This window comes from Noviherbaspirillum suwonense, assembly GCF_900182955.1.
GTDB classification, from domain to species: Bacteria; Pseudomonadota; Gammaproteobacteria; order Burkholderiales; family Burkholderiaceae_D; genus Noviherbaspirillum_A; species Noviherbaspirillum_A suwonense.
On the sequence record NZ_FXUL01000042.1, the window covers coordinates 1 to 23,449 of the forward strand.

Here is a 23,449-nt window from a genome sequence, read left to right on the forward strand (position 1 = left end):
TTGTCTATTCCGTGGCACGCAAGACAGCCATTGGCATTCAACAGCGCCGTGGCATCGCCTTTGTCAGAGGCCGCCGTCGGTGCAGCCGGCGCCTTGAGTTCTACCAGCAATTCGCCTTCCTTAGCGCTGCCATAGGCGACCGCAAGATAGGCGCCAACTTTCTTCACTTCATCATCGGTCAAGGGAGCACCGTAGACATGCTGCATCTTGCCGACTTCGGCTGTCCACTGCTGTAGCGTCATGCCCGGCGGCTGGTAACTGATGTAATCTGCCGAGTGGCAGGTCGCGCATTTCTGGGTAGCGATCAGATGGCCAGGCAACGTGGATTCCCGCAGCTTCGCCGTTTCAGGCGGCAGCGTGATGGCAAGCGGGGCAGCCTGGGCCAGTCCGACGATGCCGAAGACGACCACAAGCATTGCGGTGTGCTTTAGATGTTTGTGCATGGTCTGTCCTCAGGCGATGACGACGTTCGTGGTTTCGATGACATTGCGGCGATAGCCGGCAGGATTCCATGTCGCCGTATCCGGCTGCACGTCACCGTGGCGGTTGCTGGCACGGACCATCAGCACAGCGGTGCCTTTTTGCTTGAACGACATCGGCAGACTCCATTCACGGAAAGAGTAGCGTCCGAGGTCCTGGCCAAGTCTCGCAGTGCGCCATGTCTTGCCGCCGTCAATAGAAACATCGACGGCCTTGATGCCTGTGCCGCCGTCAAAAGCGATCCCCTTCAGTTCTACCGTACGACCGGCAGTCAGCACGCCGCCATTGACAACGCTGGTAATGAAGCTGCGTACAGCAAGCGTCGAAATTGGCCGTGTCTTCGCCGGTGCGGTGCCGGGAGCAACACACATGCAGTCGTTGTCGGGGACGCGGTAGGCGGTCGTCATGAATAACGCGTCATGTCCGGTATAAGCCTGATCGATCACCTCGATGTCCGACAGGTGCTTGACCCAGTAGGTGCCGAAGTAACCGGGGACAATGAGCTTGAGCGGATAGCCATTCAGGAACGGAATGTCCTTGCCGTTCATGGACCAGGCCAGGATGGGTTCACCGCTCAGCGCATGCTCGACATCGAGCGCCTTGCGAAAGTCGGAGGTACTTGGAAGCACTGGTTGGTCAAGGCCGTTGAAGACAACCTGCTTTGCGCTGGCGCTGATGCCGGCTTTTTCAAGTACCGTTTTCAAGGGCACGCCGACCCAGCGCGCGTTGCCCATGGCGCCATTGGCGAGTTGCGCGCCGAAGACGCGCGGCGAAGAAAATGCGCGGCTGTTGCCGGAGCACTGGTTCACCGCCACGACTTCATGCTGACCCATTTTTTTCAGGTCCGACAGCGACAGGCTGAGCGGCTTGGACACTGTACCCTTGACTTCGAGGCGATAGGTCTCGGGATCGATCGACAACGGGATGTTGGCCAGGTGGTAGCGCACGAAGAAGGCGTCATTCGGCGTGATCGCGCCGCCGTTATAGACCTCGAATGGCGTCTCCAGATGCGGCGGCCGGGTGTGGACACGTATCAGCGGCCGCTTCTGCGGATAGGTCACCAGCTCACGCGGGCCGTCGGCGAAGGTCACGCCCTCCTCCACTGCCGCTGCGGCCAGGCCTGCCAGCGGCGTTGCCGCCAATCCAAATGCACCGGCGCGCTGGAGAAACAGGCGACGGGAAACCGTTGATCGGTACTTGCCATTTATCTCAGACATGTCTTCCTCTTTTTTATATGACGATCAGTGGCCAAGTGCGGCCAGGTTGCAGGAGCAGACCTTCAAATCAAGCGCCAGTATTTGCTTATGGCAGTCATGGTGGCTTGTCCAGCTGTTCATATACTGCGGCGGCGACACCGGCCAAAATCGCTTTATCGATGGTGCCTGAAAGAGCATAGCCGAATTTCCCGTCGATCCAGTAGAACACGTTGACCTGCCCCTGTTCGGAAAATCTGAAGCTGGTATCCTTGTTGTGGGATTGCTCGGTAGAAACGTACAGAGTCAGTCGCTGCTGGCCGGGATCCTGGTACATGAACTGCGCGACCGGCCCGCTCTGCCCTGGCAACAGCCGGCCGCCTATGAGTTCATATCCGAGCTTGCCCAGCTTTGGTGGACGGATAGGCGTGCCGAGCCGCTTCGACAGCCAGGTCACCAGATGCGTTTCCTGATCGGCGCCGACTTCGACCGGATGTCGCACGTCCGGGCTGTAGACCACATGTGCAATGGCGGCCTGGTGTGCCAGCGACGCTGATTGCTGCGGCGCGCCGCCTGCCCGCACTGCCTGGGCCAGTGATGCGCCCTGATCGCCGACGCCATGCAGGAACCATCCCGCCGCGCCGCTGGCGAAGGCAATGACCAACCCCGCCGCGTAGCGCTGCAGATGCAAGGACGTGGCGCGTGGCGCCGCTGTCAGGCGCGATGGCACTGGCTCGTCAAGCACCGGATCATACAGCGCACGCAGCGCGACATTTTGCGCCCGATACGCCGCAACCCGGCCTGCTTCATGCGGATGTGCCGCAAGATAAGCTTCGATTTCGCCACGGCGTGTTTCCGGCACCAGCCCATCTACATAGGCATGCAATTCGCTCTCAGTCACGGGTGCCTGACTCATTTCACGACTTTCAAGGGGGATACGATGATGCGGCCTTCCATGGATGCACGCAGTTTTTCGCGAGCGCGAGACAGGCGCGACATGACTGTGCCCAGCGGTATGCGCAGCGACGCCGCGACTTCGTCGTACGTCATTTCTTCGAGCGCCACCAGGAGCAGAATCTCGCGTTGCTCCGGCGGCAGCAACTCCAGTGCCGCTTCCATGTCACGTATCTTCAGGCCATCGGCTTGTGTGGCGCGCACCGGGGGCACCGGCGTGTCGTCGTCAAAAGTATCCGTAGCGAGCGCCGGCTTGCGCAGCTGGTCGACATACAGGTTGTGCATGATGCCGAACAACCATGCCCGCATGTCGCTGCCACGACGCCACGACGACAGCTTGCTCCAGCCACGCTCCATCGTATCCTGCACCAGGTCATCAGCGCCGCCGCGTGTGCCCACGAGCGCGCGCGCGTAACGGCGCAGGCGGGGAATGCAGGCAATCAGGTCGGCGCTATTGTCGTGCATGCATGGTCACCGGCGAATCCTCGATTGTATGGCGTCGTCGTTGTATGCGTCGTCGACGAACGCTATCAATAACTTGCGACGGTCAGCTTGGGGTCGATCTGCCAGGTTTCATTGACGAGCTTGCCGTCACGATAGGTCAGCAGGTAGCGCACCTTGATCGGCATCTTGCTTTCGAACTGCACGTTTGCCGACACCGTCGATCCCTTGGGGTTGGCGGACTCTTCCAGATTGCTGACCGTGACCTTCAGGGGTCCGACTGCCTTGCCGAATTTGACCCATGTGCCCTGAATCGCGTCAGCGCCCGTGTAGGTGCCGTCCAGCGGGCCGCCCACCCAGGTCAACTGCGCATTGTCGCTGTAGCCCCGCATGAGCAATGCGACGTCATTGGCGCCGACTGCGGCGAAGTGCATCTGTGCTGCGTCGGTCGCAGGACTGGCCAGCGCGCTGCCCATCGTGATGAGGGAGAGGGTCAGTGCGGTCAGGATCATTTTCATGTAAGGCTCCATAAGGATGTCGATTGGCAGGTTCGTTTTATTGCGCTTGCCCACACGTAAACGCTTGCCGGCGCGCTTTATTCCACTTCCACTCAAGTATTTCTTGAGGCCGTAAACCCGCCCATAAAAAAGCCGCTCGCATGCGTGATGCACGGCGGGCGGCATGCTGCGGTTTCGGTGCATGGCAACTGAACCAGGTCGCCATGCGCCGCTCTCTCAGCGCTGGATCTGGATCGGTGTACCTGGCTTGTCGTCCACCACCGGCGCAATGACCAGATACCGTTTCGGGTTGCCGCTGGTGCCTTCGACCGACTTTCGAAGCGGACCGATAGCGCCGACGATCGCGGCACCGGCAGGGTTACCCATGAATTTGGCGACAGGGTCGAGTGGCCCCGATCCGTCTGCATTGTTCGACAGCGCCAGAAAATAGGCCTTCTTCGGCTCGACGCCGGTCACACCCGCCTGCAGGATATCGACCAGTCCCTGGTTGTTGACCACCACGGTCGTGGCAATACCGGCGGCGCCCGCCGGCGCAAGCGTCAGATGCACCGCGTCGCCAGCCGAACCCAGCGGCGTCAGGTTATCCGTACCCGTACCGCTCGGGACCGCGTTCGGGATATAGACCATGCCCTGCGGCGACTGTCCGGTCGGGATGGTCGAGAGCACCTTGTTGGTAGCCGTGTCGATGGCCGCAAGCGCATTGCCATTTTCGAGTCCGACATACATGCGCGTGCCATCACCCGAAGGCCACAGGCCGTGCGGCATCTCGCCGGTCGGAATCGTGGCGACCAATTCCGGATGGTCGGTCGTCGTATAGACCTTGACCGCGTTCAGGCCACCGACCGTGACGTAAGCGAACTGCCCCTGCGCATTGCGCGCAATGTTGACATGGTTGGTGATGGCGCCGGAATCCAGCGTGGCGATCGTCTCGAACGGCGGACGTGCGTTGATGACCTGAGTCTTGCCCACATCCTTCAAGGTGATCCAGACTTGCTTGCCGTCAGGCGTCGCGGCCAAATCGGGGCTGAATGGCGACCCTTGCTTGACGGTTGCCGCAATCTTGTGAGTCTTGGTGTCGATGACCACCATCTCGGGCGTAAAGCTCGATACGACGTACCCATACTTGCCATCCGGCGAAAAAATGGTCATGCCCGGCCCGTTCGGCACCTTGATGCGCTTCGTCGGTTCGTAGGTAGCGCCGTCGAGTACCTGGATGTAGTCTTCCCCGCGGATAGTGACCCACACTTCCTTGCCGTCGGGCGTGAAGAACGCCTCATGCGGCGACCTGCCGACATAGGTGGTGTGCTTGACCTTGTTGCTTGCGGTGTCGATGAAGGTCACCGAATTAGAGCCGATCGAGACCACATCGAGTGTCTTGTGGTCCGGTGAAAAACCCATGCCGTGGACCAGTAGTTGCCCCTTGTACAGCGGACTGAGGTTGCCCGGTGTCTGATCGCCGAGGCGGATCACGCCCAGCAATTTTTCGGTCGCCGGGTCCACCACGGACACCGTATTGGACGACTGGTCGCTCAGGTAGACACGGTCCTTGGAACTGATGGCAATGTCGGGCGCGCTGGCAGCGCCTGGCGCCTGGCCTGCGAAGGCCGGGCTTGCGAGTGCTGGCAACAAGGCCAGTAGCGAAAGGGAAAGGCGGTTCAGATTCATGGCGGTGTCCTTGTGGATGGGCAATACGTGTTAAAAAATCTGCTACGGAAGTTGGTCAGGGTTGGACCGGCGGGCCGGCCGGCTGTTTCTTCAATTCCAGCTGCATGACCTGGATTTCCTGACCCTGCGTGACGATGATTTCCTGGGCCAGGCGCCGCAGCACCGGGTTGGTGCCATAGAGGAGTTCGGCCTTGGCCATATCGACCGCGCCCTGGTGGTGGGGAATCATCATGGCCGCAAAATCATGGTCCGCATCGCCAGTCATCGGCGCGCGGGTCATGCCTTCGTTCATGATATGCATTGCGTCATCCACCAGTGCGGCGTAAGGCTTGGCACTACTGGCCACGTACGATGGCGGTGCCGTTGCGGCGCCGTTGCCATGATGGTGCCCATTCGTGACCGGTTCGGCAGCAAGGGCATTGCTGGCCGCAGCCAGAGCCAGAGCCAGACTGGCAATTGCCAGGCAATTCGCAAAATGACAGTGTAGTCGGCGCATGCGCTTCCTTGAATGTAGTTAGAAACCATGCCGGGCCAGGTCGAGCACGGGGTTACACCTTATCGCCTGAGGTGAAACTAAACAGTGACGGGATCATTACAAAGCTGTCATAAATGCTTGCCGTACGTATTGCTGCACGCAGTTTCTGACAAAGCTGTCATCCGCTGGTCATTTTCCAGCCCGGCCGGCTCGTGGTATATGTCCACGCAAGAGCTGGCAAGTATTTTTATTGGAGAACGATGTGCGCATCCTGGTTGTGGAAGATGAACCCAAGGCTGGAGACTATCTGCAGAACGGGCTGACAGAATCGGGCTACGTCGTCGACCTTGCACGCAACGGCGTCGACGGCCTGCACCTGGCACAACAATTTGATTACGATGCCATCGTACTCGACGTGATGATGCCGCAGATGGATGGCTGGCAGGTCTTGCAGAAGCTGCGTGAACACGGTGACATGCCAGTGCTGTTCCTGACCGCGCGCGGCGAACTGCAGGACCGAATCAAGGGTCTCGATCTTGGCGCGGACGACTATCTGGTCAAGCCTTTTTCTTTTGCCGAACTGCTTGCACGGCTGCGCACGCTGATGCGCCGCGGACCGTCACGCCAGGAGGAATTGCTTGTCGTCGGCGACCTGCAGATCGATGTCCTGAAACGCAAGGTAGTCCGTGGCGGCACGCGCATAACGCTCACGAACAAGGAGTTCGCGCTGCTGCAGTTCTTCATGACGAACCAAGGCCAGGTCTTGTCGCGCACTCTGATCGCCTCGCGTGTCTGGGACATGAACTTTGACAGCGACACCAACGTCGTTGATGTTGCGGTCAGACGGCTGCGGCAGAAAATTGACGAACCCTTCGATGGCCCCGGCCTGATCCATACGGTGCGCGGTGTCGGCTACCGCTGCGAGCTCGAAGAGTGACGCGGCCTTCGCTCACCAGCCGTCTGGTCCTGCTTTTCGCCATCCTGTCCGTTGCGGTGCTCGGCACGGTCGGAACCGACCTGTATCGGGAACTGGAAACCCAGTTGTCGCTGCGCGACGATGCTGCTCTCGTCACGCGCGTCGACCAGATCCGCACGCTGCTACAGGATGCCAACACGATGGAGCTGGTCCGTGAAAAGCCGCGCCTGTTCGAGAACATGCTGGGCAACCCCGAATCGCTGCTTGTGCTGCGCTTCGCCGGACAGGCGCCGCTGATCGAAGTCAACCCCGGACAGGTGCCTATCCCGCAGGTGATGCCACTGGCAGCAGAGACACGACTGGCGCTGTCGGCCGTGCAGCACACGGTGGATGCGCAGGGCGTTCCATTCATTGCGGTCGCCGCTACCACGCAAACCGCGGATCCGCAGCAAAATCTCGAGATCATCGCTGGCAGGCTCATGAGTGAACGCACGCGGCTGCTGCACGCCTACCGCGACCGCATTGTCTTGCTGGTGGCAATCGGGGCTGCACTCGCGGCATTTGCCGCATTCATCCTGGTGCGCATCGGGCTTAAACCGCTACGGCAGTTGGCGCGCCAGACGGACTCGATTGGCATGGCAAACCTGGGCGCGCGCATCGACGAGGCCACGACGCCAAGTGAGCTGTCGCCGCTGATACGCGCGTTCAATGCCATGCTAGGCAGGCTGTCGGCCGGCTTCTCGCAGATGAGTCAACTTTCTGCCGACATGGCGCACGACATGCGCACGCCAATCAGCAACCTGCTTGGGCAGACCGAAGTCGCGCTGGGACAAAAGCGCAGCGTGGACTATTACGAAACGCTGCTCGCGTCCAACTTCGAAGAGTTCCAGCGACTATCACGAATGATGGACAACATGCTGTTCCTCGCTCGCTCCGAGCATCCGGAAGCCACCATCGAACGGGTCCAACTGGATGTGGCCAGCGAATTCGACCGCATGGCGGACTACTTTGAAGGGCTTGCCGACGAACGCAATTTGCAATTCGTGCTCGATGGTCATGGCACGGTGTGGGCGGACCCGATCTTGCTGCGCCGGGCACTCGCCAACCTGATTGCCAACGCCATCCAGTATGCCGACGCGGGCTCGACGATCGCGTTGGCCAGCGTCGAGAACAGCATGGGGGTCCAACTGTTGGTAGAAAACACGGGGCCTGCCATCCCTGAAACTCAGCTGCCGCGCCTGTTCGACCGATTCTATCGGGCCGACGCGGCGCGCCGCGGCTCCGCTAATGCAAGCGGTCTTGGCCTGTCGATTGTGCGCACGATCATGTCTTTGCACCATGGCCAGAGCAGCGCTGCGAGCGTCAACGGGAAAACCCGCTTCACGCTGACGTTTCCTTCCGCGCCGCTGATTTGAAAGTCCGCCGCAGCCTCACTGACAGGCGCGTCAGCGCGCAGTCAAGACCAAAGCGCTATGCTATTTGACCTGCGCTTTCAGACGCCAGACCAACCGCATTATCAGCATCGTTGCCACAATTGCGCCAAAGATCAGCGGCTGTTCGAAATCATGCTTGCCTGCTTTCATCCACCAGAAGTGAAGAATGCCGAGCGATGCAATCAGGTAGACCAGACGGTGCAGCCTCTGCCAGTTCTTTGCGCCGAGCTTTTTGATGATCGCATTGGTGCTCGTCGCCGCCAGCGGGATGAGAAGCACGAAGGCGATGAAGCCGACGGTGATAAACGGCCTCTTCAAAACATCCTTCCACATTTCAGTTATATCGAATGCGTGATCGAACCAGAGAAAGGTCGTGAAATGGAGCGCTGCGTAGAAAAATACGTACAGGCCTTGCATGCGACGCAATTTCACCAACCAGACCCAGTTCGTCAACCGTCGCAGCGGTGTCACTGCCAGAGTGATACAAAGAAAATACAACGTCCAGTCACCGGTATTTCGGGTGATGAACTCAACCGGATTGGCGCCGAGCTGGTCTGTAAAGGCTGACACCACCAATCGCAGGAATGGCAGCAGTGCCAGTACGAACAGACCGGCCTTGATGGTCTTGAATTGTTTCGCGGTCGGATTGAACATCGCGTTTCCTGTGAGTGAATGTGGTCGAAAATGCTTTTTCGAAATCATGCCCATGTGAGCGAGGCGACGTCGTGCCAGCCGTTGAACATTTTCAGGCCGGGCAGTGCTGGTGGACGCCTTTCCTGATCCAAAAGCATTTCTTCTACATAAGACCGTGCCGGAATCGGGGTCCGAACATTGGCATTCAACCCTTTTCAGCGATGAGAAATGATTCAACAGTAGCGTCGCCGTGAGGACGACATCGTGACTGATCGATTACAAGAATGTTATTTTCCATTCAGGGAGAAAGCTGTAGCCAAGTGGCGCACGCGGCTAGGTTTGGAAACAGTAAACTTGCATGCCGCGAAGCAATAAAACCATCCGGTACTTCGATTTCGCTGTTGAAGTACGTAGAACGGCGTATCGCTTTGCGCCGAAGGTAGCCCAATCGTTTTCCTCCTAGTGTGAATCACCTTGCCAAGCCAAAGCCATGACCGATGGACACCTGGGCAAGCGTCAAGGAGGGCGGAACGAAAAAAACATGGGGGGCCGCGATGGAAATCAACAACCATTCGAATGACGGCTTTGCAATTTAAAGCAGGCTTTTGCGGCAATCTGTTGAACGCCTGCTCATGGCCGACTCCCGCCTGTGTGCGAGGACCGGATTCGACCCACTGCTGCCATTCGTCGCGCTGGTTCGGACGCCGAAAAGCTGTCATCCGATCTGACGAGCAGCGACGGCAAGTCGCGACCCTACTGAAGCTTGCCTAGGCCTGAGCAGCCGTCGTTCGTTTTCGCCGAGCGACTTGTACTTGCGCCGGTGGATGATCCGCACGCCAGGTTTTCAGCATCCACACCTCAGTAGCCCAAATCGACGATGATCTGTCCGGGCGAACGCCCGGTGTCTCGCAGCAAGTTGGTAGTTTGCTCCAACTGGGCGTCCAAGCAGTACCGCCCTCGAGCGAACGTTCGCCGCCGAGAACATACAACCGCGATGCCGTCTCTCAGCCCTTATACCGACCAGCAGAAGAGGCCTTGCCAGCCGACCGACAGTAATTCATGCTGACAGGCTGCTAAGCTCATAGCAATTTTGGACGAAGAATCAAATTTCAGGGCCTGGGCATGTGGGTCGGTGCCTTGTTCATTCCGAACCTAGGCTAGCTAGCAAGCTGATTAAAGGAGCTCTCATGTCTTCAACAATCGCAAGTGGCCCTCGAAGCATAGCCGTAGGCGGCAGCGTCATCGCTAGCGTCCTCATAACTGGGGATCGGGCCAAGGTGTTCCGCGGGGAATACGTCGACATTGCGCAGTTTTATATCGATCCACAACCAATATTTGATCGTGTACATCTTGATCGATATGTGCCACGCCAGCAGATCGAAGACGCCGTAGACGCATTCTTTTCAGAATCTGATCGAGGGTACTTTATCTTAGAGGCGAAGGGCGGCTTAGGAAAGACAACAATGGCCGCGCATCTCGTGAAGTCCAGAAGCTATCTCCATCACTTCGTGGAGACCTTTCCTGGAAGTGAGGGTGAGCTGGCTGGAGTTAGAAACATTGCGGCACAGCTAGCACTGGTATGGAAACTACTCGACGACAGTGAAAATTATGTACCGCTCGGATCTCTCGGCCCTGATGTTCTCCAGAGCCTAATTGGTAGAGCTGCTGCAAGGCGCGACGAACTTCTACCGAAGGAGAAGATTGTTATCGTCATTGACGCACTCGACGAAGCGTCGCACCCGGCATCTAGAAATGTTTTCGGCCTGCCAAGAAACCTTCCTCGTGGTGTATATGTTATATGCACAAAGAGGCCGCAAGAAGTATCCTTGAATATTACTGGCGCCAGGCGGATTTTCTCTATCAAAGCGGATGCGCCGGACAATATTGAGGACCTGCGAACCTACCTGATCGGCAGAGCTATCAGTCTGCAGTTGGCCCCAAAGTTGGAAAACAATGCAATCCCGACCCACTCCTTCGTAAACACACTTCTTTCGAAAAGTGAGGGAATCTGGGTCTACGTCGATTTTGTGTTAAGAGAGATTGAAAACGACGCACGTCTTCCAAATGACATTGAAAACCTGCCATCCGGACTCAGGAGATACTTTGCAGACTTCTTTGGGTCTTGGGCGCAAAGAAATAGTCTTGCCTGGGAAAAATACGGCCGAAGAGTACTGGTCACCCTTGCCGTTGTTCAGGACGATGTGTCGCTCGCACTGGCTTGCCGATTCATGGGAATCGAAGATAGTAGCGATTTGCGTCGGACCCTTCAGCAAGACTGGTCTCCATTTATAACACGCAAAGCCGGTAGGGAAGTAGCGTTCAGCCTATATCACGGCAGCATCCGAGATTTCGTTCTAGGCCGCTTTAGTGCTAGCGAAGATCTGATGGAGCAAGAAGAAGCATTTGCCGGCGAGCTATCGGACGAGGCTTCGCAGATGAGCGGTCATATCGCCACTTGCTGCCTAACCAATTGGGGTGGGCTGGATTCAGCCCTGCCTCGACTCCGAGATAAGCCTGGTGAGGAAATCGCTCGCTATGGTGCAAAGCACCTACCGTATCACCTGGCAGAAGCCGGAAGGGCTAAAGAGCTTCATGAACTACTTCTCTTAAGTTCAGAAGCGAACAATTTATGGTATGAGTTTAAGTCGAGTCAAAATGATCTGGATCAGTATATAAGCCAGTTGTCATTTGCACGAAGTATTGCAGTGAATGATATGGCGTCCGACGACGTGATCAGTACTGACGCAATAGCGACTTCTGTCCGCTATGGTCTCACTAGGTCATCGCTGAACACCATAGCTTCGAATCTACCCTGGAAGTGCATTGCCTTCGCTATCGATAGCAAGGCGTGGACTCTAGAGCGAGCCATCTCGCACGCCGAGCAATGTGAGGATGGTGAGTCACGAGCTCGTGCCTATTTTCCTTTGATTCAGCGTGCTAGCGAGCGTATTCGTCTTCAATGCATCAGAGCCATGATCACTGCGATTTCGCATGTAAGCGGAAATCCAAAGAGCCACTTCGAATCAACTCTTTGGATCGATATCCTGTCGGAGAAGGACGTTGACTGGAATGAAGGTGAACTCGAACTCTGCTTCAATGCGATCACGGGCATTGAAGGGTCTGAAGATTGCCTTAGCGCGCTGGCACAGTTATGCAGGCTGTCCATCCGGCCCAATTTGGCTCGGGAGATAATGTCTTTTGCGGCTACTGCTAGCGGGTCAGGTGGGGAAAGTCTTGCGGCGGCGTTTGCCGACTATCGAACTCTCCGTTCACGGGTCGAAGTCAGGTTGCTTGCGATTCGAGCGTTGCCAATGCGGGAGAAGGCAAAGGAATATAGCGACCTGCTGGATCAACTTGAACTATATGAAGGTTCCCATTTGCTTGCGATTGCGCTGCGGATGGTTCGCCAGGATGAAGATTACGACTCTCTTGAGAGGAATTCACTGTTACCGGACATCGAGCCGTTGGTTGAGAAATGCTATGAGCTATGCGTGAATAATGACTTCCTTGGAAAGTTTGCGGCCGAAGAGTTGCTGATTGTGGCAGGAGATAAGAAGAGAAAGCTCTTCGAGAGTATGGTTCTTCCAAGCCTTTTCAAAGACGGGGGTGGCGATAGAGCAAGTAGGATAGCCCGCATCGCAAGAGAGAATCCCGAGTTCGAATCAGAACTTGTCCAGTTATCGGGTGATTTGTGGGGATTCTCCGCCGCAAAGGTCTTGGGCAGTATGTTGTCATTTTCACTGTTAGCGCGAAGACAATTGTTGGGAATGGATTATTTGTCCAATAGTCTATTGGACGGGATGATAGAGCAAGATAGCCTAGGCGACTTCATTTCAATATTACCGGATGACAAAATTGATGAATTGATCGACGCTGTCGACAAGTTCTCTGATCAGTACACCAGGGCGCGGGGCTTATCGCAGATTTCGCTAAAGCTCCCACGGGAGAGCCGAGATGTAGTCTTGGCCTGTATTCAAGTTGTAGAACAGTTGGACGATTCCCACAAGATAGATCGAATTCTTGGTGCGCTTTCATCACACCATTCATTGGACATTGTGGAACTCGCATTCAACGCGGCCAGACGAGGCCGGGACGAGAGTGACTGTATCTGGGCGCTTACGCAGCTACTTCCCCATTTGGAAGGTGCTGACCGCGTAGGTTGCATCAAGACCGCGGCTGCAATGTTGGGAAAGGTGCGCCCGTATTATTCCCGCGCCGGCCTTCTGTGCAAATTCGCGGCTGCGGTGATTCGAGTTCTATCAACGGAAGAAGAGAGTATTCTCCAAGCAGCCTACAGCAATATTCCAACGACGAACGCAGCCTATGAGGTGGCTTGGCTACTGACGCTGGTGAAGACAGGAGCCATCGAGCGGAGAGCAATTCGCATAGAAGAGGCACTTAGAGTTGCGCGTGATGTTCCAGGATGGCCACGGGTCGGATTGATCAGTGACATATTCCCATATTGTGAATTTAAATCCCAGAGCGCGTTGGCTGCAGAGCTTGCAACTGAACTCCAACTACTGGATTCAAGTGATCAGAAGTACGCCTTTCCAAAAGCTGCGCAGTTTCTCGAAGGTGATTTTCGAAGTCGTATGTGCATGGAGATCGTACGCGAGACTCCGGACGACAAATTGTATTCCTTGGACGTGTTGTGCACGGTCCTTGATAGACGTTCCACCTTTGAGCTTCGCGAGCGAGCGATATCCACCGAGGAAGATCAGCTACTTCCACATTTGGTCATTGCGCTTGCACGACTCGAATGTTTCGAAGATGCTTTTGAGTTGCAACCCACCATATCAGAGGGTCGACGAGTTGACGCGCTGTTGGGTATGGTGAAGTTCCTCAACGCATCACATTTCGATACTGCAATCGAACTTGCCAAAGCGGTCCGCGGCAATGACTATTTTGAGCAACAGCGCGACAAGGTTTTGGCGGCGATAGTTGAAAGAATGCACGAGTTGCGTCAATCGACTGACGCGCTTAAGCTCACCGATGCAATAACCTCACCTACGTTACGCGTAGGGTCGCGAGTTCGACTTATCGAGGCACTTGGTCAAGAGACGGTTGCCACCATACTCAATGAAGCTAAGACGGTTTGCTTGGCTGCCCCAGAGTTCTACGATCGCGCAGATATCAATTACGAAATATTGAAGCTGTCTCCCACGCAGTTCTCAAACGACGAACTCGCTGCGCTGTTTGCAGCAAATCTGGCTCTAACGGAATCCGAGAGTCGGAGCGCTTGCTACCAGACGATAGGCTTGTTCGTTCCTAAGCTTTCCCAACGCCTCAGCAGTACCGTAGCCGCAAAGGTTTTTGGTGAAATGACAAGGGTGAACGCTTGGTGGCCCTGATTTAGAGCGCGAGACACACTTAACGTCGCTATGGCTGGCGCCGCTCGACAGCGTCGCCGGTGGAAGCTGAACTGCCCGTCATGTTTCCGCCGATACCAATCGCACGTTCGCCGGAAACCAAGACATTGTTGCCGCCTGTCGGCTGATGTTCGGCCAAGAACGCTGCCAGTTCGGAGGCGAGTGACTCATCGCGCGCGAGTAGTTTACGAATTTGAACTCGTAGTGCCGCCTGCAAGTCCTGATCTTCAGGCGCAGCTGCTGCGTCAGCTACGGCTTCGTTGGCGGTAGGGCTCTCGTTCAGCTTTGGCGACAGTTTTGACCAAAGCGACTTAGCCAGACCCCAAGCGTCAGCCCCAATCTTCTTCGCCCCCTCTTCAGCCGCTTTGTCGCCAAGCTTAAGCAGATAGGGGAGACACGGACCAAGAATCGCAGTCGCCGCTTGGGCCATCACAGTCAGATCCATAAATGCCTCCTTGCGCTGTCTATCCACGCACGCTCAATTATAGCGCTGGGAGATTCCCGCCGCACTCGCTCTCTTGCCCTGTGTAGCCTCCGCAGGCTCTGCAATTGCGCGTCGCAAGGGTTCTTGATCGTGTCGTTCCTCTGAGACGATGCCGGACATGAAGCGACTGAGCGTGGGGCTGTGCCGGTCGACGAAGCGAGCGCGCCGGCGCGAGTTTTTGAGCGCGGTGGAACACGTGGTGCCGTGGACGAAGCTCATCGCGCAGGTCTTGCCGTAAATGCCTGAGGGTCGGTGCGGCCGTCTGCCTTTCCCCATCGTAGTGATGCTTCGCATCCACTCCATGCAGCAGTGGTTCAACCTGACAACACGCGTCGCCGCCCAAACATTCGGGCCGAACGGTAGCTTTCTGGCACTGCTACCGCATCGGTTTGCCCCAAATCGGCCGACTGCAACTGGCCGGTTGTCGCCCTAGCCTGAACGGGAAAAATCGACCCAAAGCAGTCAGTCGGTCAAATCACGTCAAAGTCTACTTTTCAGCGAAACCCGACGGCTGTCAGTACTCGCTTCCTGGCAGCCTAGCAAACAGGCGTTTTTTGCTCCCGGGAATTTACTACCGATCAGATTTCAGTTTGCTCGGCGATCTCCAAATCATCATCCACTTCAATCTTAGAGACTAAGAATTTTTTGGTCTGACCTGCTCACGCTGCTGCGCAGCCCGCGCGCGTCGCCTAGTGGCAACGATTATTGGGCATCTGTGTGAATGCTTTAAGATCGAGCGCAATCACGCCTGTGACCTGTGGCATCTCGTCTCAAGCCTGTACCTCAAGGTTGCAGCCAACAGGCTGTATGTTCTGCTCAACCGTCAACTCGGCTGGCCTGCCCTGCAACTCGATGGCCTGGTTTCTATTTAAAATTTGCACATCGCGTGAATTTGATAAAATCGTCAAGCTTTTGCCGTCACCCGAGCGCACAGGCCATTACGCTCACACCAGTTAAGCAGATAACTATGGATGGGGAGGTAAATATGGCGGGAAGACTGCGACTCGTATCTGCATATGTACTCTTAGCTCTTACGGTACTCTGGTTACCTAGTAGCGCGGCGGCAGAGGCAACCATGTCGGAGACGCGGCTTTACACCTTTCCAAGTTGCCCTTCGACCGGCCCTAATGTGTTTGATGGCCCTGCACAAATGGCGCCACTAGTTGCGGCACTTGTTTCTGCGGTTGTTTCTCCTCTCGTTGACGCTGTTGTGGACAAGGGGGTCAACGCGCTAACGGAGGCGGCAAAAGACAAGGACTTCCAGGTTCCGTCTCCAGAACCCGTCATGAAGGAGTTCTACGAGGTCGGTATCTCGGGTGAGACGACTTTCAATAGCCAAGTCGGTTGTGTGGTCCTCGTGCGCGGCGAATTCGAAACTGGGGACTATCAACCCGAGCCGGTAGAGCCTGGTGAATCGTTGCCGGATATTATCGCGGCGAAGTTCCGCGTATGGGCCGGAAGCGGGGCTCACCAGAAGCGGGGTGATCCTTACGTGCGCGTGAAGTCGGGCACGCTGGAGCTCTATTTTGAGGTCGCGCCGGTGCTCTCTGACGACGGCAAGATGCTCGGCTTACGACCTCAGGCGTTGTACTTAGGACGCTTTGCATCCAAAGACGGACTATTTGGGTCATCCCGCCGCAACTATCAATTCACGATAACGTTTGCCGATCCGTTTGGCTCCCAGGCTTTCGCCAGTGCGGATTTCAAATATGAAGGTTTGGAGAAGCCGTTTTCCAAGGTGGCCTGCCCGCAGGTACCGCAGACAACCTATTGCGCTGCGACAGAACTAGGCGGCATTCGAGGGTGGTATGTCACAAAGCCAATATCGGAGGATTTCGCGCCGGTCATCAAGAAGCGTCAGGCGAACGCCGTCACGCTCAAGACCGCGATTACAGATTGGACAGCGCCTCCGCCGAGGCCCACTGTACCGGACGATGTTCCCGGAGTCGCAGGGCTGCTGAAGACTTACTGCGCGGCGCTCGAATCAGCGAACCGACCAAGACTTGCTGGACAACAGCAATGGGACGAACGGTGCCCACCCGATCTCGCGCTTGCGAAGCGCGAGTACCTCTACGGCGAGTCGATTGCGAGCGCCCGTCTGGAAAAGCAAAGGGCTGACGATTTCTGGGCGAAGATGTGCGTCGACTCAACTGGCCAGTCTTTGAGGAAGGACGATGACGGGTTGGTTAAGTGTCTGAAGGTGCTTGCAGGAGGGAAGGAGCCGGTCCTCGCAGGGAGATTTCTCCTGACCTCTACCATCGTGGAAACTCGGCCTGGCAACAACGTCGCGGCCTTCTTTGCGCCTGCGGCAGAAAAGGTGGCACCCTCCCTAAAAACCGCCGTGAAGGAAAAACTTGATCCCGTCGAGCGGGAGAAGGTGGCGGCCGCTGCAGCCACAAAGGCTAGCGCCGATGCCAAGACGAAGCGAGACGCGCTAAATGCGGTCACGCTTGCAGACGACGGGGTCAAAGCGGCCCAGGTCTCATACGACGCAGCGCTGGCCAAACAGGCAGCTACGCCTGGAGATGCCGCTGCCGAGGTGGCGGCGATCACAGCGCACATTGCGCTCCTCAAAGCTCAGATCGCAGCCAATGACTCCTACCGCGCAGCGGACCTGCCAATCCCGTTCCCCGTCATCGGTTAGGCCTTTAAGTGACCACCCGTCCCATCTATGCAGGAAGTGCTCGCGCCGCGGCTAGTGCCTTCTTGCTTTCTTGCCTGCTTACTGTAGAACCGCACAGCTTCGCTGCAGCACAACAGCGAAGTCCCGTCCTTAAGCAACCCACGATTGTTGCGATCAATTCGATAGAGCTGCAATTCCCTGAGACGACATATCGCGCCAGGATTGCAGACCTGCAATGTTTTGTCGAAAGTAAGCGGAGAGCGATATGCGCCCGATCCTAGAATTTGTAGTTGCCCAAATTCTTGTACTTGGAATTCTCGCGCTGATGGGAGGCCCGAGTCATGCTCTTGTAATTGACCAGGACGATACAGTTCCTGTTGCTCTGTTGCGAACTAACGACCCGGTGCGGCAAGCCGGTCAGTCGGTCGGAGTCTTAGTTGCGAAGTTGCCTAGTGGCTCCGAAGCAACCTGTACCACTGCAATCATCTCCGACCGTCACATCCTTACGGCTGCGCATTGCGTGGAGGGCGCCGAAAGCCTGACAACATTTTTCGGTTTGGGATCGGACCGTGAGGAATTCCGAGTGCTGACGCCCGCCGCCGAAATCGACAAGCAGCGGAACTATGCCGTCCTAGAAGTTGAAGGTGTCCCGTCTCGAAAATTCAATGCGGCGAGACTGTTACTCCGGATTCCTATTCAAGGCGAAAGTGCGTTCATATTGAGCATGAATACCCGCAGCGAGTTGACAGCTGCTCAGGGATGTTCAGTGCGCGGAACAACAACCGACGGTTTGATTCTTCACGATTGCGATACCACACCGGGAAGCAGTGGTGCCCTCCTGTTTTCCACCAAGGACTTGGCAATTCTTGGTCTCCATCTTGGCTCTACCTTCACCGATCAACTCAACCAAGCCTCGCCAATGTACTCGATTGGTTTGGCGAGTTCCTTAGTTCGGAGCCTTGCGACAATCCGGCCCCCCATCATTGACTTTCATACCGTTGGTAGCAAGCCCTCCGAAATTGCCTCAGACTTCAAGCGCCTGTATTTGACCCTCCATAGTGAAGGCCGGCTTCCTCTCAAGTCCTACCCAGTGGATCGATTCAGCACCATTGAAGAAGTATTCCGATCCAATGGCTTGTTTTATGGGTCTCCATTCCCAATCGAGCTGGACAGTCTCGTTTGCGACCTAAACCCGAATGTTTGCTGGCGAGAAAGACAGCAAGTCAATGCGCAAGAGAGGAAGTCGGGAACCTCCATGCGGGACGCACTACTCGACGCCGAACGGCCGAGCGGCAATTTGAAACCTTCTAGCGGCAATTGGTCCGTCGCACCGCCCACGTCCTTGTGGTTACCGAGCGTCCGGGTCGAGAAACAGCAAGGCTGGATCGTGTACCAGAAACGCTCGGGCGAGGACATTGGCGCAATTGTTACTAATGAATTTGGATCCTGCGATCGATTCGATGACGAGTGCAGGCAACTCATAATCGGAATGAACCGGAATCAGAAGGATAGGCTTACGCGTGCTTATTCGGGTGCCATTCTTCTCCCGAAGGCCTCCTATTCTGTGTTTGGCATAGACATCTCGACTGCCTCGGAAAAGGTCGCGGGGCAATTAGTGGAAGTCAAAGTGGATTCGCGGCAAGGGAACGGCACGTTGGTGTTGCAAGCAAACGATGTGGCAACAATCGGGAAACCAGAGCGGCCGAAAGAAGCCGAATATCGAATCCTGCTGCCACGAAATTCTTCCGGCACACCCACGAACTTAGACGCGGTACTTAAGTCGCTCGGTCCAACTGCGTCGGGATCAACTCGCGTCGTTCCTAACCAAGCGCCGGCACCGGCACCGGCGCCGGTGGCGGGGTCACAGGCTCGTTGCAAGGGAAATGAGGCAAATGCTTGTGAGATGGATCCGAGCGATTTGGCGATTTACCAGAAAAGACTGCTGAACGGCATCTTCTTTCCCTACCTGACCCTACCGCACTACCCGGCAATCGCGATAGAAAGACCCGGGCGAGTCGGGATCATTGACACCGATCTGGACTTGGACCATTGTGCTTTCAACCATCTGAAGCTGAAGGGCCGACTGAAGCCAGTTGACACCAATGTCCCCGCTTCGGCTCCGATGGGCTTGGGTCACACGCCATGCAAATGGTTGAAGCCGTACCGCGAGGTCACTGGGAGTCACGGAACGCATGTCGCGGGATTGATGGTTGGGCAAATCGGAAATGAATCATGGGGACTAAATCCCTTTGCAACCCTTTTTGCTGGACGAATTAATACAACCACCATCGGTCAGCAGGTACAAGTGTCCAATCTAGAGCTTGCCAAGCTCTTGAGAAATATGCTTAACGCGGCCATCCCGTTGTACGGTCTCGATGTCGTCAATCTCAGCATATATTACGAACGAGAACGCATAGGTGCAAGGGGCCCCGGCGGTATCGGCGCACGTCCTTCCGGCGACCCGCTTCTCAACGTGATCCGAAGCGACGGGTACCATACCTTGTTCGTCGTTGCTGCCGGAAACGACAGCGACGACTTCACAGACATCTGCGACCTCAGGCCGGCCTGTTTCGATCTGCCGAACGTCATTTCTGTTGCGGCATTGGACGGCAGCGCTCAAGGCGCAGCGCTGCTCACAGGCGCTGACGGGGGGAGCAATTATGGAAATCGGGTCCACGTCGCGGCACCGGGGGTTGATGTCCTCAGCCCGATCAATGGCAACTATCTTGGCCTGCTTAGCGGCACCTCCCAGGCGGCCCCCCAAGTCGCTGCAATTGCCTCCATCCTGCGCTCTCTCAAGCCGAATGCGACCCCAGGAGATGTTAAGGAACGTCTCATCACCTGTTCTTATCCAGTACCGCCGCCAGCGGGCGCTGCCGACCCAGATGCGATTGCCATTTTTGGCGGCAGAATTGACTCGAAGTGCACATTGGCGCCCGACGGCGAGGGGATGTTACAACTGAACGACGCGAGAGGCACTTATCGGGTGAAACGCATTCTCCCCGAACAAGCGGTTCTCCGATTCGAGGCGGCGTTCGGGGGTTACGAAGCAGAAATTAATACCAAACATCTTCGAGGCCTGCGCTCTAGCGGAAGCAATCCGAATGAGTTCACGATCTTCTATAAGCGATCACCGGAGAATCGGGACGCACCGCTTTCTAAGGATGTGCGCTTATTTCTAAAGTCAGGAGCGCTCAACCTCGAGGTATGGGATGACGCCCCTCCCGGCCCTTCGGGATGGAAGACACGCCGGTTTCAGGCGTCGCGTATCGAGCGGTTTGTAGCTCCCATGGTGAGTCGATAGGCCGAGGAGGTTGTGATGTGCTATAGAGTATTGTTTGCATACGCCATCGTCGCGATGGGCACTCTTAATTGCCTCGCCTTTGCTCAGCCCTCGCAGGAAGGCCGCGCGCCAGCCATACTCGGCAACGTACAGCAAGTCGCGCAGAAGATTTCGTTGTCTGGCAAGAACGGAAGCACCTCAGTGATCGTATCGGGACTCCCAACCGCTCGAACCATCAAGTTGCGGCTGGACTACCTTGGCGGATCAAGTGTTCCTTTAGGCGTTTTCGTCGTGATACGGGATGCTGGCAGTAACGAAGTTGCCCGATACTCCGGCGAACAACTGGCAGAAGAAGGTTGGGTGTGGTCCCCGTTGCTGAAGGGCGCCGCGGCCAAAGTTGAAGTGTTGGGCCAAGTACCGGAGCAGGCGACCGCTGATTTCCAAGCCGTAGTCACAGCTGTGGCTTCAAATGTTCCGCTCTCCAGGCCGACGCTCAACATTGTTAGGGAGTTCGATCTGGAGGACATCGAGTACATCAAGGTAAACCAGCCCGAGATTTTTGAAGCTGGCCGTGCCGTGGCCAAAATATCATTCGTAACAAGTAAAGGCCCTGCCGCCTGTACCGGCTTTATGGTAAGCGAAAGTCAAATGCTTACCAATTATCACTGTATCAATACCCACAAACTATGTAAGTCTGCCGATGTGATATTCGGTTTCGACAAACCGGATATGCCGTTGGGGCAGGAAAGGCAAAAGTGTCTGCGACTTGTCGACAAGGACCCCGACTTAGATGCGGCGCTTATTGAAGTGGCGGGATCACCAGGACAGCGCTGGGGTGTGCTCCAGTTTAGTCCAGATGGCGGCCCCACCGTACCTGAGGCGGCCGTGGTAGTCCAACACCCGGCAGGTCTTCAGAAGTTTGTTTCACGCACGGACTGCGTCGTGGCAACGATGCCGGCACCCGGGGTTAAAACGGAGAGTGATTTCGGCCACTCGTGCGACACGATGGAAGGAAGTTCCGGATCGCCAGTGTTGAGGCGCAAAGACCTGAAAGTGATAGGCCTCCACCACTGGGGATTCGTTGCGAAGGCGACCAAGTGGAACGCGGAGAACAGGGCAGTGCAGATAAGCGGCATCAAGAAGAGATTTGGTCTCTAGAACGGTGGTGGACTATGGATGTTGCATAGCGGACGCGGCCGTGCGTTTAGGATGCTCAATCCGAGCTCGCACACGCATCGGCAGCAAGTCGGTTGTCAGTAGCACCTCCGTAGCATGGCCGTTCCAGTATCCGTAGCAGTTGAAGGGTCGTCATGCCGAGCAAAAAAGGAGTTAACGTGATTCAAATTCGTGTCTCATCCAAATCGCTTCAGAGATTTCGTCCAAGAACTCACCGCGCGCTTGCCACGTTTGTCCTGATGCCGATCACAATGCTTTTAAATTCGAGCGTCGCCGCGCAGGAAAAGAAGCCCCCCTTCACACCTAGCGAGGCGAGGCTTTTCTTGCGAAGCACTTCCGACGCGCTGATCGAAAAGCAGAGGGAGCAAAACAAGACGTTCTGGGCCTTTAGGAAGTCAGTTACCAAAGAGCCTTTCCCCAACGGGAAATACATCGTAAATGGAGATACACCCGTTCGCACCCGCAAGGAACTTAAACAATTCTACAAACAGAACATCGTGTCCAAGTCGCGGGGCGTCCAGCCTGAGTTTGCCGTTATGCAAGTAAACGGCGTAGACGTCCTTTGGAACGCCAAGGAAAAGAAGAATCTAACGTACTGTGTCAGCAATGCTGCGGCCGCATCTGGCGGGTTCGGAGACCGTTACCATACGGTTGTAGCTGCTATGGCTGATGCAACGAAAGCATGGGAACAAGCTGCCGATATCAAGTTCGTCCACGTGACTGCGCAGGACGCAATGTGCAATGCTTCTTCAAAGACAGTCATCTTCGACGTGAGGCCGGTTAATTTAGGTTACTATTTCGCGCGAGCATTCTTTCCAAACGAACCACGAGTTGCGCGCAATTTGCTCATCGATAATTCGTCGTTCGACTTTCCCGCCGGTGGAAAGCTTTCATTGACCGGGGTTCTTCGTCACGAACTAGGACACGTATTAGGCGCGCGTCACGAACACACTCGTGCGGAGGCAGGCACTTGTTTCGAGGACAATGATTGGAGAGGCGTGACCGACTACGATGCTATGTCGGTGATGCATTACCCCCAATGCAGTGGTAAAGGTGACTGGTCACTGACTCTGACCGATCAGGACAAGATCGGAATTGCATGCTTGTACAGGGCAACTGGAGGAGTCGCTGTCGATCCCCAAAAATGCAAAAAGTAATCGACGAAACGCTGCCAGTCTAGCCTCTTCGACCGAGGCGGACCGACTGTCGAAGGAGCGTTACCAGAGGATGAAGGGAAGTGAGAGCTCAACTTTTTTTGGCAGTCGTTCTCCCTTTGACAACGTCTCTGCACGTTTCCATTTGCCAGTCGGCGACATTGGCAAAACTCACCTATTCATGGCAGCTTACATACTTGGCTGACAGTCGCCGGCCCAACGGCATGGAGAATGTCGTTGAAATGCTCGCCGTGACGGCTCTTACGGCTGGTGAAGGCTCCGGGGTCGATCCGCCTGGGGCTGTCCTCGAGCTCCGGAGTTTTGCGCTTTACGTTCTATCTCGCGGCGAGGGCGTATCGGACAGAGGTCGCAAGGTGCTTGCCGACTTCCGCAAGATGCTCCGCAACATGAGCGGCAAAGGCCAAGTTGCCGAAATTTCAGAAACGCGAATCGGGATCGAGGGTGAAACGAAAATATGCGCCCGATTCGCAAGCGCCGAGCTGGCCGCAAAGACATGGATAGATATACAACGTTCACTTGCGGATGCAGACCTCGTCGTAAGCGCCTAGCGAACTCACCTTGTGACAGGCGCGGCATATTAGGGATGATCGTGTCCACCTATCTTAAGTGGACACCTCATGACAGAACCAAT

Annotated in this window: 17 protein-coding genes and 1 pseudogene; 9 read left to right on the plus strand and 9 right to left on the minus strand. The window is 56.1% G+C overall.

Annotated features, from left to right (window positions below; translation table 11 throughout):
* The 7 genes from sorB to QOL82_RS28030 form a co-directional block, all read right to left on the minus strand.
* Window positions 1-443: SorB family sulfite dehydrogenase c-type cytochrome subunit (gene sorB, locus QOL82_RS28000; protein WP_488158814.1), on the minus strand; the 443-nt coding region annotated here is incomplete at its 3' end.
* 9 nt (window positions 444-452) lie between these two features.
* Window positions 453-1,697, minus strand: a complete 1,245-nt coding sequence (gene sorA, locus QOL82_RS28005; protein ID WP_283445612.1) for a SorA family sulfite dehydrogenase catalytic subunit — start codon at window positions 1,695-1,697, stop codon at window positions 453-455.
* Between the two features lie 94 nt (window positions 1,698-1,791).
* A complete protein-coding gene (locus QOL82_RS28010) occupies window positions 1,792-2,589 on the minus strand; it encodes an anti-sigma factor family protein (RefSeq protein ID WP_283445613.1) in 798 nt (265 codons plus the stop codon).
* The gene (locus QOL82_RS28015; protein WP_283445614.1) at window positions 2,586-3,092 is read right to left on the minus strand and encodes an RNA polymerase sigma factor; all 507 of its coding nucleotides are present in this window, start codon (window positions 3,090-3,092) and stop codon (window positions 2,586-2,588) included. The genes QOL82_RS28010 and QOL82_RS28015 overlap by 4 nt, the downstream gene beginning before the upstream one ends.
* Window positions 3,093-3,157: 65 nt before the next feature.
* Window positions 3,158-3,751 (minus strand): nuclear transport factor 2 family protein, encoded by a 594-nt coding sequence (locus tag QOL82_RS28020; protein WP_283445615.1) that lies wholly within the window; start codon window positions 3,749-3,751, stop codon window positions 3,158-3,160.
* 51 nt (window positions 3,752-3,802) lie between these two features.
* Window positions 3,803-5,251: a YncE family protein gene (locus QOL82_RS28025; RefSeq protein WP_283445616.1), complete on the minus strand. Its 1,449-nt coding sequence runs from the start codon at window positions 5,249-5,251 to the stop codon at window positions 3,803-3,805.
* Window positions 5,252-5,306: 55 nt separating this feature from the next.
* Window positions 5,307-5,747: a DUF305 domain-containing protein gene (locus QOL82_RS28030; protein WP_283445617.1), complete on the minus strand. Its 441-nt coding sequence runs from the start codon at window positions 5,745-5,747 to the stop codon at window positions 5,307-5,309.
* A 241-nt stretch (window positions 5,748-5,988) separates the two neighbouring features.
* Between QOL82_RS28030 and QOL82_RS28035 the strand changes: the two genes are divergently transcribed.
* Both QOL82_RS28035 and QOL82_RS28040 read left to right on the plus strand, forming a co-directional pair.
* On the plus strand, window positions 5,989-6,663 hold the full coding sequence (locus QOL82_RS28035) for a heavy metal response regulator transcription factor (protein WP_283445618.1): 675 nt from the start codon (window positions 5,989-5,991) through the stop codon (window positions 6,661-6,663).
* Entirely contained in the window at window positions 6,660-8,057 is a 1,398-nt protein-coding gene (locus QOL82_RS28040) for a heavy metal sensor histidine kinase (protein ID WP_283445619.1), read from the plus strand. Before QOL82_RS28035 ends, QOL82_RS28040 begins: the two co-directional genes overlap by 4 nt.
* 60 nt (window positions 8,058-8,117) lie before the next feature.
* Here the strand turns inward: QOL82_RS28040 and QOL82_RS28045 are convergent, their stop codons facing one another.
* Entirely contained in the window at window positions 8,118-8,729 is a 612-nt protein-coding gene (locus QOL82_RS28045) for a protein-methionine-sulfoxide reductase heme-binding subunit MsrQ (protein ID WP_283445620.1), read from the minus strand.
* Between the two features lie 1,166 nt (window positions 8,730-9,895).
* Here QOL82_RS28045 and QOL82_RS28050 point away from each other — a divergent pair.
* Window positions 9,896-14,059 carry a hypothetical protein gene (locus tag QOL82_RS28050; protein WP_283445621.1) on the plus strand — a complete coding sequence of 1,388 codons (4,164 nt, stop codon included), beginning with the start codon at window positions 9,896-9,898 and terminating at the stop codon, window positions 14,057-14,059.
* A gap of 28 nt (window positions 14,060-14,087) precedes the next feature.
* Here the strand turns inward: QOL82_RS28050 and QOL82_RS28055 are convergent, their stop codons facing one another.
* On the minus strand, window positions 14,088-14,522 hold the full coding sequence (locus QOL82_RS28055) for a hypothetical protein (protein WP_283445622.1): 435 nt from the start codon (window positions 14,520-14,522) through the stop codon (window positions 14,088-14,090).
* Window positions 14,523-14,679: 157 nt separating this feature from the next.
* Here QOL82_RS28055 and QOL82_RS28060 point away from each other — a divergent pair.
* The 6 genes and pseudogenes from QOL82_RS28060 to QOL82_RS28085 all read left to right on the plus strand — a co-directional run.
* Window positions 14,680-14,886: pseudogene (locus QOL82_RS28060) on the plus strand (transposase); the annotation flags it as partial.
* A gap of 825 nt (window positions 14,887-15,711) precedes the next feature.
* Window positions 15,712-17,205, plus strand: coding sequence for a hypothetical protein (locus QOL82_RS28065; protein WP_283445623.1), 1,494 nt, complete (start codon window positions 15,712-15,714; stop codon window positions 17,203-17,205).
* Window positions 17,206-17,449: 244 nt separating this feature from the next.
* Window positions 17,450-20,488 (plus strand): S8 family serine peptidase, encoded by a 3,039-nt coding sequence (locus QOL82_RS28070; protein WP_283445624.1) that lies wholly within the window; start codon window positions 17,450-17,452, stop codon window positions 20,486-20,488.
* Between the two features lie 15 nt (window positions 20,489-20,503).
* On the plus strand, window positions 20,504-21,625 hold the full coding sequence (locus QOL82_RS28075) for a trypsin-like serine peptidase (protein WP_283445625.1): 1,122 nt from the start codon (window positions 20,504-20,506) through the stop codon (window positions 21,623-21,625).
* Between the two features lie 152 nt (window positions 21,626-21,777).
* Complete coding sequence (locus tag QOL82_RS28080) at window positions 21,778-22,800, plus strand: matrixin family metalloprotease (RefSeq protein WP_283445626.1); 1,023 nt, start codon at window positions 21,778-21,780, stop codon at window positions 22,798-22,800.
* A gap of 158 nt (window positions 22,801-22,958) precedes the next feature.
* Window positions 22,959-23,366 (plus strand): hypothetical protein, encoded by a 408-nt coding sequence (locus tag QOL82_RS28085; RefSeq protein WP_283445627.1) that lies wholly within the window; start codon window positions 22,959-22,961, stop codon window positions 23,364-23,366.
* Window positions 23,367-23,449 lie beyond the last annotated feature (83 nt).

What these genes read in the sequence shown, in the direction of transcription:
- QOL82_RS28020 (WP_283445615.1), bottom strand. Translation starts at nt 3,751, where the DNA reads ATGCCGCCCGCCGTGCATCACGCATGCGAGCGGCTTTTTTATGGGCGG.
- QOL82_RS28065 (WP_283445623.1), top strand. Translation starts at nt 15,712, where the DNA reads ATGGCGCCACTAGTTGCGGCACTTGTTTCTGCGGTTGTTTCTCCTCTC.
- QOL82_RS28010 (WP_283445613.1), bottom strand. Translation starts at nt 2,589, where the DNA reads ATGAGTCAGGCACCCGTGACTGAGAGCGAATTGCATGCCTATGTAGAT.
- QOL82_RS28055 (WP_283445622.1), bottom strand. Translation starts at nt 14,522, where the DNA reads ATGGATCTGACTGTGATGGCCCAAGCGGCGACTGCGATTCTTGGTCCG.
- QOL82_RS28075 (WP_283445625.1), top strand. Translation starts at nt 20,504, where the DNA reads ATGTGCTATAGAGTATTGTTTGCATACGCCATCGTCGCGATGGGCACT.
- QOL82_RS28015 (WP_283445614.1), bottom strand. Translation starts at nt 3,092, where the DNA reads ATGCACGACAATAGCGCCGACCTGATTGCCTGCATTCCCCGCCTGCGC.
- QOL82_RS28030 (WP_283445617.1), bottom strand. Translation starts at nt 5,747, where the DNA reads ATGCGCCGACTACACTGTCATTTTGCGAATTGCCTGGCAATTGCCAGT.
- QOL82_RS28080 (WP_283445626.1), top strand. Translation starts at nt 21,778, where the DNA reads ATGCCGAGCAAAAAAGGAGTTAACGTGATTCAAATTCGTGTCTCATCC.
- QOL82_RS28045 (WP_283445620.1), bottom strand. Translation starts at nt 8,729, where the DNA reads ATGTTCAATCCGACCGCGAAACAATTCAAGACCATCAAGGCCGGTCTG.
- QOL82_RS28050 (WP_283445621.1), top strand. Translation starts at nt 9,896, where the DNA reads ATGTCTTCAACAATCGCAAGTGGCCCTCGAAGCATAGCCGTAGGCGGC.
- QOL82_RS28070 (WP_283445624.1), top strand. Translation starts at nt 17,450, where the DNA reads ATGCGCCCGATCCTAGAATTTGTAGTTGCCCAAATTCTTGTACTTGGA.
- QOL82_RS28025 (WP_283445616.1), bottom strand. Translation starts at nt 5,251, where the DNA reads ATGAATCTGAACCGCCTTTCCCTTTCGCTACTGGCCTTGTTGCCAGCA.
- sorA (WP_283445612.1), bottom strand. Translation starts at nt 1,697, where the DNA reads ATGTCTGAGATAAATGGCAAGTACCGATCAACGGTTTCCCGTCGCCTG.